Annotated in this window: 11 protein-coding genes; 8 read left to right on the top strand and 3 right to left on the bottom strand. The window is 45.6% G+C overall.

The window, feature by feature from the left end:
- Positions 1–66: 66 nt before the first annotated feature.
- Together QTN95_RS03800 and argS are read right to left on the bottom strand one after the other, a co-directional pair.
- A complete protein-coding gene (locus QTN95_RS03800; RefSeq protein ID WP_331416398.1) occupies positions 67–495 on the bottom strand; it encodes an HIT family protein in 429 nt (142 codons plus the stop codon).
- 146 nt (positions 496–641) lie between these two features.
- Positions 642–2,375 carry an arginine--tRNA ligase gene (gene argS, locus QTN95_RS03795; protein ID WP_331416397.1) on the bottom strand — a complete coding sequence of 578 codons (1,734 nt, stop codon included), beginning with the start codon at positions 2,373–2,375 and terminating at the stop codon, positions 642–644.
- Between the two features lie 245 nt (positions 2,376–2,620).
- On the opposite strand from argS, the gene QTN95_RS03790 reads away from it, so the two are divergent.
- Positions 2,621–3,220, top strand: coding sequence for a VOC family protein (locus QTN95_RS03790; RefSeq protein WP_331416396.1), 600 nt, complete (start codon positions 2,621–2,623; stop codon positions 3,218–3,220).
- Here the strand turns inward: QTN95_RS03790 and QTN95_RS03785 are convergent.
- Complete coding sequence (locus QTN95_RS03785) at positions 3,212–5,986, bottom strand: insulinase family protein (RefSeq protein WP_331416395.1); 2,775 nt, start codon at positions 5,984–5,986, stop codon at positions 3,212–3,214. The genes QTN95_RS03790 and QTN95_RS03785 overlap by 9 nt on opposite strands.
- 312 nt (positions 5,987–6,298) lie before the next feature.
- Between QTN95_RS03785 and sixA the strand changes: the two genes are divergently transcribed.
- The 7 genes from sixA to QTN95_RS03750 all read left to right on the top strand — a co-directional run bounded on the left by sixA (position 6,299) and on the right by QTN95_RS03750 (position 13,354).
- On the top strand, positions 6,299–6,763 hold the full coding sequence (sixA, locus tag QTN95_RS03780; protein WP_331416394.1) for a phosphohistidine phosphatase SixA: 465 nt from the start codon (positions 6,299–6,301) through the stop codon (positions 6,761–6,763).
- 191 nt (positions 6,764–6,954) lie between these two features.
- Entirely contained in the window at positions 6,955–9,048 is a 2,094-nt protein-coding gene (gene flhA / locus QTN95_RS03775) for a flagellar biosynthesis protein FlhA (RefSeq protein WP_331416393.1), read from the top strand.
- A 29-nt stretch (positions 9,049–9,077) separates the two neighbouring features.
- Positions 9,078–10,553, top strand: a complete 1,476-nt coding sequence (gene flhF / locus QTN95_RS03770; RefSeq protein ID WP_331416392.1) for a flagellar biosynthesis protein FlhF — start codon at positions 9,078–9,080, stop codon at positions 10,551–10,553.
- 13 nt (positions 10,554–10,566) lie between these two features.
- Complete coding sequence (locus tag QTN95_RS03765) at positions 10,567–11,454, top strand: MinD/ParA family protein (protein ID WP_269377827.1); 888 nt, start codon at positions 10,567–10,569, stop codon at positions 11,452–11,454.
- The gene (locus tag QTN95_RS03760) at positions 11,447–12,181 is read left to right on the top strand and encodes an RNA polymerase sigma factor FliA (RefSeq protein WP_331416391.1); all 735 of its coding nucleotides are present in this window, start codon (positions 11,447–11,449) and stop codon (positions 12,179–12,181) included. The genes QTN95_RS03765 and QTN95_RS03760 overlap by 8 nt, the downstream gene beginning before the upstream one ends.
- A 45-nt stretch (positions 12,182–12,226) precedes the next feature.
- Positions 12,227–12,595, top strand: a complete 369-nt coding sequence (gene cheY / locus QTN95_RS03755) for a chemotaxis response regulator CheY (protein ID WP_006879571.1) — start codon at positions 12,227–12,229, stop codon at positions 12,593–12,595.
- Between the two features lie 39 nt (positions 12,596–12,634).
- Positions 12,635–13,354: a protein phosphatase CheZ gene (locus QTN95_RS03750; RefSeq protein ID WP_331416390.1), complete on the top strand. Its 720-nt coding sequence runs from the start codon at positions 12,635–12,637 to the stop codon at positions 13,352–13,354.
- Positions 13,355–13,356 lie beyond the last annotated feature (2 nt).

The raw sequence follows: 13,356 nt of genomic DNA, 5'->3' as shown, positions 1-13,356 counted from the left end.
TACTGAGTGACAATAAAAAACCGTTCATAGCGAACGGTTTTTTTGTATTCGAAACGATTTGAACGTTTAACCGCGCTGGAACAAGCTACTTAGTGATAATACATTGCCGATGCGTGTTTGCAGATCTGCTTGCTCTTCTTCGCTGCGAAACTGACCAGAAGTGTTCCCCCAAAGCGGGCCAGGCCAAGCAACATCCTCTTTAAAACGGGCGATATGATGGATATGCAGTTGAGGTACTATGTTTCCCAATGCACCCAAGTTGAGTTTATCCGGCTGAAACGTTGCCTCCAAAGCTTGGCTAACGGCTTGAGATTCTAATAGAAACTGCTGTTGTTCTTGCATCGGGAGGTGATGCAGTTCTTTGAGATGGGCGCGTTTAGGCACCAAAATAACCCAAGGTACGGCATTGTCGCGATGTAAAAGTGCCACACACAGAGGAAAGTGACCAATGACTGTGGTGTCCTTTGCCAGTTGAGGATGAAGTTCGAAGCTCATTGTTGTTGTCCGATATTGTGTTAACGACATCAGTATACGTCAGATAAAACAAAAGGTTGACGCTTTCACGTCAACCTTTCAAATTTATTCGAAACTCGAAACTCGAAACTCGAAACTCGAAACTCGAAACTCGAAACTCGAAACTCTTACATACGTTCTAGAGTTTCGATACCTAGTAGCGATAGACCTTGCTTAATTGTCTTAGCCGTTAATGCGGCTAGCTTCAGACGGCTCTGTTTAACAGATTCGTCTTCAGTGTTAAGAATTGGACATGCCTCGTAGAAACTAGAGAACTGACCCGCTAGTTCGAACAGGTAGCTACACATGATATGTGGTTGACCTTCTCGAGCAACTGACTGCACCGCTTCATCAAACTGAAGGAGTTTCGCGATCAGGGCTTTCTCTTTCTCGTCGGTGACTTTGATTTCGCCGCCTAGGTCATCCATAGAGATGCCTGCTTTAGCGAAGATCGAAGATACACGAGTGTAAGCATATTGCATGTAAGGCGCAGTGTTGCCTTCAAACGCTAGCATGTTGTCCCAGTCAAACACGTAGTCTGTAGTACGGTGCTTAGAAAGGTCTGCATACTTAACAGCCGCCATTGCAACAGTCGTAGAAATTTTTTGCTTCTCTTCTTCTGCTAGGTCAGGGTTTTTCGATTCAATCAGGTTCGCTGCACGCTCTTCTGCTTCATCAAGGAGGTCAGCAAGGCGAACAGTACCACCGGCACGAGTCTTAAATGGCTTACCATCTTTACCCAGCATCATGCCAAACGCGTGGTGCTCTAGAGTGACCTCTTCAGGTACGTAACCGGCTTTGCGAACGATCGTCCAAGCTTGCATTAGGTGTTGATGCTGACGAGAGTCGATGAAGTAAAGCACGCGGTTCGCACCAAGCTCTCCGTAGCGGTATTTAGCACATGCAATGTCGGTAGTGGTATATAGGAAGCCGCCATCGCGTTTTTGGATGATAACGCCCATTGGGTCGCCATCTTTGTTTTTGTACTCTTCTAGGAATACAACTTGTGCGCCGTCATCTTCGACAGCCAAACCTTTTTCTTTTAGGTCTGCAACGATGCCAGGAAGCATGTCGTTATACATACTTTCACCCATAACGTCATCACGAGTCAGTGATACGTTTAGGCGGTCATAGTTACGCTGGTTCTGAATCATTGTGATATCAACCAGTTTCTTCCACATTTCGCCGCAGAATTCATCACCACTTTGTAGTTTAACTACGTAGTTACGAGCCTTAACTGCGAACTCTTCGTCTTCATCGTACAGTTTCTTAGATTCACGGTAGAACGCTTCTAGGTCAGCAAGTTCCATTGACACTTCGCCCGCGTCTTTCTGAACACGCTCAAGGTTAGCGATAAGCATACCGAACTGAGTACCCCAGTCACCGATATGGTTAGCGCGAATAACTTTGTGACCTAGGAATTCTAGTGTACGAACAACAGCATCACCGATGATGGTTGAACGTAGGTGGCCAACGTGCATCTCTTTAGCAACGTTAGGCGCAGAGTAGTCGGCAACAATAGTCTGTTGCGCTTCAGCAGCAACACCAAGACGGCTATCCGCTAGTGCTGCGTCAGCTTGCTTAGCCAGAAAATCTTCGCTTAGGAAAATGTTAATAAAACCAGGACCAGCGATTTCAGTCTTGCTCGCGATACCTTCAAGATCCAGAACATCCAATACTTTCTGTGCAAACTCGCGTGGGTTAGTACCAAGTTTTTTTGCAACGCCCATTACGCCGTTTGCTTGGTAATCACCAAACTGAGGTTTTGCAGATTGGCGAACAGCCGCAGGACTTCCTGCAGGTGCGCCAGCGGCTTCAAGAGCCTGAGATACTTTGTCATTAATAAGTGCTTGGATATTCACACGCGCTTCCTTCAATTCTGGGAATTGGTTGGCTATGCATTCTTAGTTATCCGGATGCTTAACGCACAATCACTGGATAATATCCACTGAGTGGAATGAATGCATATCTCGATCTAGTTCATAAATTTGGCGCACATAATACCAACTTTATTGCTGCGCTTATAGGGAGTGAACTGGGAAATTTTCTACTTTTCCTGACGATCTTGTTAGTATTGGGGGAAAATCAACGCATTGGATACCCAAAAATGTCACAGCAGCTGAAAAACGCGCAATTAATGCCTGCGCAGATGAAACTGAACCTCGAAAAATTTATGCATAAAATTCAGAGTTTAAGCGATATCTTGCATATAAATCTTGCGCCTTTCCAAGCGGATCATATCGCGTTACGTATTAACGACCGCGAGTTAGCCGAATTAGCACATCAAGAGTGGCAAAAAGAGGGAAAAGTTATCTCTGAAGCTGAGATTAATGGTCGTCCGATCATCGTGATTCAGTTTGATACACCTGTGAAAGGTTTAGATTGGACGATTGAGTGTTTGGAACTGCCATATCCTGCTGAGGGTAAGACGTATCCTGAGCAGAGCTGGGAACATGTAGAGTTTGTGATTCCGTCACAAGCAATGACAGCGGAAGAGTACTTAGCCGATATTCAGCAACAATTTCCTCAACTAAGTCTTGCTTGGGACAGCCTTGCAGATAAGGGCGTGAAAGTGAAACTCTCAAGCCCGAAAGGCGAGGGGGAGCGCTTAAATAACCCAACAGTAGCATTCAAATATCAAGGGGTGTGCATCAAGTTACACCCGCATTCATTAAAGAGCATTGTTGAGTCTGAACAATCAGCCTAACTCGACATCTTTAGGCCTGAGTTGAAACTCTTCGATCGAACCAATCTCTAGGCCTAAGTCTAGCTTCTCGGACTCATGATGCGCATTACCTTGTGTGTGCATTATGAGCCTATTTGCGGTTCTTGGTTTGAGTTCATTGACCACGAACCGAATCATGTCTGTTCTGGTTAGTCTCTTCAACTCATCAAGGACTAAGTCTCTTTGATTGAATTCAGTATCTTTATTGCCAATCGCTACCCATAGTCGCTGAGCGCGACCGCGCAGTGTTGTGTCAGGCATGGCTATCTGGTTCCACAAGCCTCGCTTGCTGCTATGCCATTGATATTCATTGAGTTCTAACAACACCATGTAAAATGCATTGAGGAACTCATCAATGGAACGAATCAGTTCCGCAGGTGCTGCATTGGGTGATTGTACATATAGCGCGATACCTGGATGGCGATTAAGTGGCAGGTTGCCCGTCCCAACCATATATCCTAGCTGCTGCTTCGTGCGAATTTCATGGAAGAAGGTCGCAGACATCAAGTGATTTGCAAGTGAATAAAGTGCAATGCTGCGAGGGCTGGTGTCGTCGCATTGGTAGTAAAGAACGGTGGCTGAATCCTCTTGGTCACAAAACACTTCTCGTTGGAATGAGCCATTCTTGCCTAACATGACCAATGGTCTCAGCGCTTCTTCATACTGCTGATTTTGCACTCTCAAAGCATCTTTTAACGTCGTACCAAGAGACAAAGCGTCTGCCTTGGTCCAATCCCCATAAACAAACATTTCAACATGCAGCTCAGCCAGAATCGAATCAACGAAACTAGACAGTTCATCGACATTGATGGTTTCCAACGCTTCTACCAGAACAGCATAGGGGGGATTGTTTGGCTGCAAAATGCCAGTTAATGCATTGAATAGTTGCGATATAGGGCGATCTTGAGCCGAATTTAACCAGTTTCTTAAAAGCTGTTGTTTTATGTTGTCAAAGCGAGTTTCGCTAAAGTCCCGTTGAGCGAAGCGACTGAGGATCAATCTCATCAATTCAGGCTGCTTTTGACTAAAACCAGAAATGGTGAGGGTCACGCCACCTTGATGGGCATACATGTTGTAGCCCATACCCGCGATCTCAGCTTGGTATGTGTTGGTTGCTAGGCTATCGAGGAACATCTCGACGCAAAGGCGCGTTTTAACAATGTTACGTGGATTGGCGACCGCATGAGGGCTGTCTATCGCAATGTAGATGACCCCTTTAGGCACACGAAATTCCGTGTCTTGCAGGTGCCAGAGTTTGAACCCGGGTAGCTCTTCCAGCACCTGTGGCGTTTTGTGCGGTGTCTCTAACGGCTTCGGATCTAAATCAAAGCAAATAAATGGGTTTTTATCCGGTAGAGCAAAGCTTAGGCTGCTGTTTTCTCTGAAAAACGCTTTTTGTTCGGCTGAGAGTGGCGTAACACCGTAGGGCGTAAAATACCATTTTGCTCTATTTGGGTAGTCATAACCCTTTGCGACGAGAGTCGCTCGTAAATTCTCAGGCGTAAAATAGTCAAACAGTGAGGTCAGAAGCTCAGGATCATAGTGATTCATCATGAAGTCACCATAGATCACATCCTGCTCACGATAGTGCTGCATGTTTATCACTAAATGGCTGACTAAATTGAGCGGTCGAGTCGGTTCTTGGAAACGGAAGGCGGACTCAAGAACGGCCTGTTTCTCAAGGTAGCGCCACTCTGCCATCCCATGTTCCTTAATCAGTGCAAGGTAACTGAATACCGCTTGGATAATGTCGTCGGTATGATCGAGTCCTTTTGGCGTTAACGCACAACTCACTGAAAACTCGCGATAGTTACTACCACTGGTACCGCCACCAGCTGATAAAGAGGTAATCCAACCTTGCTCTTTGAGAGCCATCATTAGGCTACCGCTGCCTTCGTAACCCAATAAATGGGCGAAATAGGAGAGGGGTTTAGATTGGTAATACTGATCCATGCTTGGCATTGGGAACGTCAGTATGAGTTTGCGTATCTCTTTTATCGGTTCAATGTTAACCAAGATGCCCGTCGAATCCTCTTGGCAATAAGGAGCGGTAATCTCTTTATTGGCGAGTTTATGATTCGGAATGGCTGTGAATTTTTCAATACACCAAGATTCGAGTTGGTCGAGACCTTGAGGCCCCGTGATAGCTAGCGTCATCAAATCGGCTGAATACTGCTCGAAATGAAAAGCGACGATCTCATCTCGAATTGATTTGCCCTCTCTATCTCCCAGAGTTTCGAGGTTACCCACCGAAAATTTACTAAAGGGATGCTCGGGATTGACCAACTCCTTTTGAACTTGATAAAGACGGCGAGAATCGTCATTTAACTTGAGTTTGTACTCTGATTCAACGGCTTGGCGCTCTTTGTCCAAGGCTTCCGGATTAAATAGCGGGGCGGTAAAAAATTGACTGAACCTATCGAGACTGGTTGCAAAGGCATTGGGTGAAACGTCAAAAAAGAAACACGTATGTTCCGTTCCCGTCCAAGCATTGTTGCTGCCGCCATGCTGGTTAATATAACTTTGGAATTCGCCAACTTTCGGGTATTTTTCTGTGCCGAGAAATAGCATGTGTTCGAGATAATGCGCCAACCCTTCTCGTTCGACGGGGTCGTCGAAGTGACCAACATTGACTGCTAATGCCGCTGCGGATTTCTGCGCACAGTTATCGTGGATCAATAATACTCGAATGCCATTAGTCAGAGTTAAGTAACGGTATTGATTGGTATCATTTGGACTAATGTGCACGATACATTCTCCGGAAATTAAGCGATGCTACTATGAGCGATAGGGTAATTATGACTCGGATACCGCTGACTGCAAACTATCTGTTTGAGAAATATGAGCAAAATGAGTGATAGAAATAGAATGATCTGACTTTAAAGAGTGTTAAGAAAGTCAGAGTCTTTCATCTTGGAGTTGATATAATTATTCATAGCTCAACAAACTATCGTGGCTAAGAAACATCGTCACACAATAATAAATCAAGCTGCCATACAAGCAGCCACATAACAATAACCGCATCGATGTGTAATGCGGGGATAGCATTAGGAATAAGCCATGAAAATTTTCATTATGCGTCATGGAGAAGCGGAACATTTTGCTGAAAGTGATGAGCAACGAGAGCTGACGGAGCGCGGCAGAAGTGCATCTCTAGCGGTAGCCCGAGTCTGTGCGGATAAAGGTTTTGCTCACTTTGATCGAGTACTTGTAAGCCCTTACATTAGAGCGCAGCAAACTTGGCAAGAAATCTCAGCTTGCTTTACAACTGATCATGTAGAAACATGCCCAGACATCACCCCTTACGGTGATTCTGAACAGGTAGCCGATTACGTTGCTGCATTGGTTGAACTAGACAAATTGGAGAGTGTTCTGATTGTTTCGCACCTTCCTCTCGTTGGTTATCTAACCGCTGAGTTTGTTACGGATATGATTCCGCCAATGTTTCCGACATCGGGTCTCGTGTCTATTGACTACTCGCCACAGAAATTAACTGGCGAGTTGATGTTTAATATCCATCCATAGTTCGTTTGTGGCGTACTTCAGCCCGGTTTTTTTTGAATTTGGTCGCTGTGTATGCCTAACGTCTCTTCGCGTCAACCTGGTAGGTGTTTGGTTGCCCATTCCTCAGCCATAAATTTGACAGGATTAATGGACTGGATATTGCATAGTCAAACCAAATTGTTCTTTTTATCTAATATTGTAGCTACCTAACTATGAAGTTTTCCCTGCCGTTTGCTGACAAGCTGCCTTCGATTCCACAACGTGCTATGCCAGCGATTGGCGCACCAGTCATGGTTTTGGCTACGTTGGCGATGGTTATATTGCCAATTCCTGCCTTCCTGCTCGACTTGTTTTTCACCTTCAACATCGCGTTGGCCATGGTGGTACTACTGGTAACGGTTTACACCCGCAGACCGCTCGATTTTGCTGCTTTTCCTACCGTACTGCTGATTGCAACCCTCTTGAGGCTTGCTCTTAACGTAGCTTCAACTCGTGTTGTTCTACTCTATGGTCACGAAGGTGCTGGCGCCGCAGGTAGCGTCATTGAAGCGTTTGGTAGTGTCGTTATCGGTGGTAACTATGCGGTTGGTTTGGTGGTGTTCCTCATTTTGATGATCATTAACTTTATGGTTGTTACTAAAGGTGCGGGACGTATTTCAGAAGTTAGTGCTCGTTTTACCTTGGACGCGTTACCGGGTAAACAAATGGCAATCGACGCCGATCTTAATGCAGGCCTGATTGACCAAGACCAAGCAAGAACAAGACGTCAGGAAGTCACCAAAGAAGCAGACTTCTATGGTTCGATGGACGGTGCGTCAAAATTTGTTAAAGGTGATGCGATAGCGGGTATCTTGATCTTATTCATCAACATCATCGGCGGTTTGTCGATTGGTATGGTGCAATACGGACTTGGCTTTGGTGAAGCGATAGAAATCTATACGCTACTGACGATCGGTGATGGTTTGGTTGCTCAAATACCGTCGCTATTGCTCTCTATCGGAGCGGCGATTATGGTGACGCGCCAAAATACCGATGAAGACATGGGCCAACAGGTCGTGTTCCAGATGTTCGACAACCCTAAAGCACTAATGATCACCGCTGGTATTCTTGGTGTGATGGGGATTGTACCGGGAATGCCGCACTTTGCTTTCCTGTTATTGGCATCGTTGGCTGCGGGCGGCGCATACTGGATTAATTACAAGCAGAAACGCGCTGCGGAAAAAACATCACTTCCAACCACGACCGAACAAGACTCGCCAACGCCTAAGGAACTGTCATGGGATGACGTTCAGCCCGTCGATATTGTTGGGCTTGAAGTCGGCTATCGTTTGATCCCGCTTGTTGACCGAGACCAAGGTGGTGAGCTGTTAGAACGAGTTAAAGGGGTAAGAAAAAAACTCTCTCAAGATTTTGGTTTCTTAATCCCAGCAGTACATATTCGTGACAACCTTGAGCTGACACCGAACAGCTATCGAATTACCCTTATGGGTGTCGCGGTAGGTGAAGCAGAAATCAGACCGGATATGGAACTGGCAATCAACCCTGGCCAAGTTTATGGAATGATTGACGGAGAGCCGACGATTGACCCAGCGTTCGGCCTCGAAGCGGTTTGGATTCGTGAAGAGCAACGAGAGCATGCACAGGCGCTCGGATATACCGTTGTCGATTCGTCAACCGTACTGGCGACTCACTTGAGTCAACTACTCACCAATAATGCATCTCAGCTCATTGGTCACGAAGAAGTGCAGAATCTTCTCGAAATGCTCGGACGCAGCACGCCTAAACTGGTGGAGAGTTTTGTACCAGACCAGCTTCAATTGGGTGTTGTCGTAAAAGTGCTGCAAAATCTACTCAATGAGGCGGTACCGATCAGGGACATCCGAACCATAGTTCAAACCTTGTCCGAATACTCAAGTAAGAGTCAAGAACCTGACATCCTGACCGCTGCTGTTCGTATTGCACTTAAGCGACTAATTGTTCAGGAAATCAATGGCATAGAACCAGAGTTGCCCGTAATTACCCTTATTCCTGAGCTGGAACAACTCTTGCATCAGACCATGCAGGCGTCTGGAGGAGAATCCGCAGGAATTGAGCCAGGTCTCGCAGAACGACTACAATCTTCTTTAAGTCATGCAACACAAGAGCAAGAACTTAAAGGCGAGCCAGCAGTCCTTCTGACATCAGGTGTACTACGCTCTACATTAGCCAAATTTGTCAAAAATACGATTCCTTCGTTAAGAGTACTCTCTTATCAAGAAATCCCTGACGAGAAACAAATTCGCATTGTTCAAGCTGTCGGCAACTAGTTCTAATGCGTTGATATACGGAATATAATTTGAAAATTAAACGATTTTTTGCCAAAGACATGCGCACAGCCCTGCTCCAAGTCAAAGGAGAACTTGGTGATGATGCGGTAATCATGTCGAACAAAAAAGTCGCGGGTGGAGTAGAAATCGTCGCCGCGGTTGATGGCGATGGAGCGAATCGTTCTAGTAACAGCTACAACTCGAATCCACGGCATACACCCGTTCGTCAGGCTCCGGCGAGTTTGCCTGCTTCGAATAGAACGTTAGATGAAGACCGAGTCAGCCTCCAATCGCAAGCAGATTCTGGTCGATCCATGACCAAGCGTTTTGCTAGCATGCTAAAACAATACAGCAATGGTAAATCGGCAACGGATGGTCGTGATGAGGAGAGCAATCCAGACTCCCTATCGGCGTTGCTACAACGTCAAAATGCAGCGCGTTATGGTGATCGCGAAAATGTTCAAATTCAGCAAGATTCGCCTTTAGCAAGATTGATTGCTGAAGACCGCAGAATTCAAAAGCCAGCGGCAAAGCTCGATCCAACTCGTTATGAGCGTTCCCGACAGCCTGAAAGCGTCGTCGCCAACGAAGACCTAGAAGAGATGAAAGAAGAGATGACCTCTATTCGTCGTCTTTTAGAACATCAGGTTTCGGGACTTATGTGGCAAGAGGTCGAACGTAGAGAACCTTTGCGTGCTATGTTGATCAAACGTCTTGAACGCATGGGCGTGTCATCTGATCTTGCTGACCAGTTAGCTTGCTATATCCCAGAAGATACGCCACCAACCAAGGCATGGAAGGCGTTACTGGGGCTAGTGTCCGATCAAATTCCTATTGCTAAGCAAGATATCCTTAAACGAGGAGGCGTTGTTGCTCTGTTAGGTCCAACAGGTGTCGGCAAAACAACCACAGTGGCCAAGCTAGCTGCGCGAGCCGCGATGGAATACGGCGCAGATAACGTTGCGTTGGTTTCAACGGATACTTACCGTATTGGTGCGCATGAGCAACTTGCGATTTATGGAAGAATTATGGGATGTCCAGTAAAAGTCGCTAAAGATTCCAAAGAGTTAGCCGATGTAATATATCAGTTAAGAAATCGTCGCCTAATTCTTGTTGATACGGCGGGTATGGGTCAGCGTGATGTAAGACTGTCGGAACAATTAGACACCTTGATGCATGAGAGTGGAGAGATGATCCACAGCTACCTAGTTTTACCTGCTACTGCACAGCGAAAAGTACTGCAGGAAACGATTGATCACTTTAAACGTATCCCGTTGTCTGGATGCATTATGACTAAGCTAGATGAGTCACTGAGTTTAGGTGAGTTTGTCAGTGTCACAGTGCAAAACGCGCTGCCAGTGGCTTATATCGCGAATGGACAACGAGTGCCTGAAGACATTGTTATAGCGCAACCAAAATATATGGTCGCTAAAGCAAATGAATTACTTGAGAAGTCGACAGATGATGAACCTCACTACTGGAATAGTGAAGCGGAGAGGTTCTAGGCGGCGGACGATTATGACGAAGAATATGATACAAGACCAAGCTAGCGGATTGCGCCGTTTAACGCAGCCTTCTTTAACAAAGGTCATTTCAGTGACGGGTGGTAAAGGCGGTGTTGGTAAATCAAATGTAACGTTGGGAATGGCTATTTCGATGGCTCGCCAAGGTAAGAAAGTCATGGTACTCGATGCGGACCTTGGTCTGGCTAATGTCGACGTAATGCTTGGCATTCGACCTAAGAAAAACCTTGGCCACGTTCTTGCTGGTGAATGCGAACTCAAAGATGCGATTGTAGAAGGACCGCATGGAATTAAAATTATTCCAGCAACCTCCGGTACCCAATCGATGACAGAGTTGTCGCACGCACAACATATTGGACTGATCCGAGCATTTGGTAGCTTGGAAGATGAAATGGACGTGCTACTAATTGACACCGCAGCAGGTATTTCCGATATGGTTGTCAGCTTTTCTCGTGCAGCGCAAGATGTGGTTGTGGTTGTTTGTGATGAACCCACATCGATCACTGATGCTTATGCTTTAATTAAACTATTGAGCAAAGACCATCAGGTACAACGATTTAAAATTGTTGCAAATATGGTCAGAAGCTACCGAGAAGGAAGAGAATTGTTCGCAAAGTTGACCTTGGTCACAGAGCGATTCTTGAATGTGAGCCTTGAGCTCGTAGCATGTATTCCGTTGGATGATAAAGTTAGACAAGCAGTGAAAAAGCAAAAGATTGTTGTCGACGCATTTCCAAGATCTCCAGCGGCATTAGCAATCGGCTCATTGGCAAGCAAAGCACTAACTTGGCCAATTCCGAAAACACCGAGTGGACATCTTGAGTTTTTTGTCGAACGCTTACTGAATAGACCAGAGATGTTAGAGGAACCATTTGGTGAATAAGGCGTTGACCTATGAACAGTACGCAAACCAAAACAGTCAGCGGGTATTTTTAGAGAAATACTCGGTGTTGGTGAAACGTATTGCTCATCATTTGCTAGGGCGATTACCGCCAAGTGTGCAGGTAGAAGACCTTATTCAAGCGGGTATGATCGGATTGCTCGAAGCCCAGAAAAACTACGACGGTAGTAAAGGGGCGAGCTTTGAAACTTATGCGGGTATCCGAATTCGCGGTGCGATGCTCGACGATATTCGCCGTGGAGACTGGGTTCCTCGGTCAGTGCATAAGCACAACCGAGAAGTAAGCCAAGCCATTGCAGAGTTAGAAGGGCAATTAAACCGTGACCCCAGCGATACAGAAGTCGCTCAGCACATGGGCATTAGCCTAGAGCAATACCATACGATATTAACGGATATTAACTGTTCACGTTTGGTCGGGATTGAAGACCTTGGAGTTTCAGAAGACGTCATTACTTCCGATGATAGTGACGAAGAGAATGCACCTTTTCAGGGTGTCGCTGATGAATATTTCCGCAAGGCCTTGATAGACTCGATTAAATCTCTACCAGAGAGAGAAGCTTTAGTACTTTCGCTTTATTACGATGAAGAGTTAAACTTAAAAGAGATCGGTGAAGTAATTGGTGTTAGCGAGTCACGCGTTAGCCAAATACTAAGCCAATCAATGCAGCGTCTACGCACAAAGTTGAGTGCATGGACAAATAATGAGTAAAAATCACTGATCTCGAACTCAGTGGAGGCAATTTTGAATAAAAACATGAAGATCCTTATTGTTGATGACTTCTCAACAATGCGCCGTATCGTTAAGAACTTACTTCGTGATTTGGGTTTCAATAATACCCAAGAAGCGGATGACGGCTTAACGGCGTTACCTATGTTAAAAAAAGGTGAGTTCGACTTTGTCGTGACAGACTGGAATATGCCAGGTATGCAAGGTATTGACCTTCTAAAGCATATTCGAGCTGACGATGAGCTAAAACACTTACCAGTGTTGATGATCACGGCTGAAGCTAAACGTGAGCAAATCATTGAAGCTGCTCAAGCGGGCGTTAACGGCTACATCGTTAAACCGTTTACTGCTGCTACATTAAAAGAAAAACTAGATAAGATTTTTGAGCGCTTATAGTCAAGGTATTGACTGAATAGCGTGAAAGGCCAATTCAGAATGATTTCATTAGAACAGGCAAAGCAGCTCGTCGAGCTATTAGAAGATGGTCAACAACAAGAAGCGGATCTTCTTGTTAAAGGCATATACGAAAACATCTCAAATCCGATGCTACAAGAAATTGGGGAATTGACTCGTGACTTACATGAGTCAATTAAACACTTTAGCGTTGATGAGCGAATGAGCGAGATCGCCAATGACGAAATCCCAGATGCAAGGGATCGCCTCCAGTACGTCATTGATAAGACCGAAGTCGCCGCGAATAAAACCATGGATGCAGTAGACCGTTGTCTACCCATCGCGGACAACCTGCATAATGGGCTTTTGCAAGTTCGTCCTCAATGGAATGAACTTATGCATGGTCGAATAGAGCTCGCCGAATTTAAAGCTCTGTGTCACCGAATCGACGACCTGTTAGGGGAAGTGGAAGGTGATAGCTCTGAACTTAGGGGACAGCTAACAGAGATTCTAATGGCTCAAGATTTTCAAGATCTAACCGGGCAGATCATTCGACGTGTGATTACCTTAGTCAACGAAGTTGAAGGTAGATTAGTCGAAATTCTGACTGCGTTTGGTTCTAGTCAGCTGGAACAAAGTGCACATAACAAGAACAAAGCATCGACAGACCCTGAGGGACCTATCCTTAATCCTCAAGAAAGGGATGATGCGGTTTCATCACAAGACGAAGTCGACGACTTACTCTCAAGTCTTGGGTTTTAGAG

Source organism: Vibrio sp. M260112 (assembly GCF_036533775.1).
Taxonomy (GTDB): Bacteria; Pseudomonadota; Gammaproteobacteria; order Enterobacterales; family Vibrionaceae; genus Vibrio.
Note: the sequence above shows the minus strand (reverse complement) of the source record. Positions and strands in the feature narration are given on the sequence as shown.

What these genes read in the sequence shown, in the direction of transcription:
- QTN95_RS03800 (WP_331416398.1), bottom strand. Translation starts at nt 495, where the DNA reads ATGAGCTTCGAACTTCATCCTCAACTGGCAAAGGACACCACAGTCATT.
- QTN95_RS03790 (WP_331416396.1), top strand. Translation starts at nt 2,621, where the DNA reads ATGTCACAGCAGCTGAAAAACGCGCAATTAATGCCTGCGCAGATGAAA.
- QTN95_RS03765 (WP_269377827.1), top strand. Translation starts at nt 10,567, where the DNA reads ATGACGAAGAATATGATACAAGACCAAGCTAGCGGATTGCGCCGTTTA.
- QTN95_RS03750 (WP_331416390.1), top strand. Translation starts at nt 12,635, where the DNA reads ATGATTTCATTAGAACAGGCAAAGCAGCTCGTCGAGCTATTAGAAGAT.
- cheY (WP_006879571.1), top strand. Translation starts at nt 12,227, where the DNA reads ATGAAGATCCTTATTGTTGATGACTTCTCAACAATGCGCCGTATCGTT.
- sixA (WP_331416394.1), top strand. Translation starts at nt 6,299, where the DNA reads ATGAAAATTTTCATTATGCGTCATGGAGAAGCGGAACATTTTGCTGAA.
- flhA (WP_331416393.1), top strand. Translation starts at nt 6,955, where the DNA reads ATGAAGTTTTCCCTGCCGTTTGCTGACAAGCTGCCTTCGATTCCACAA.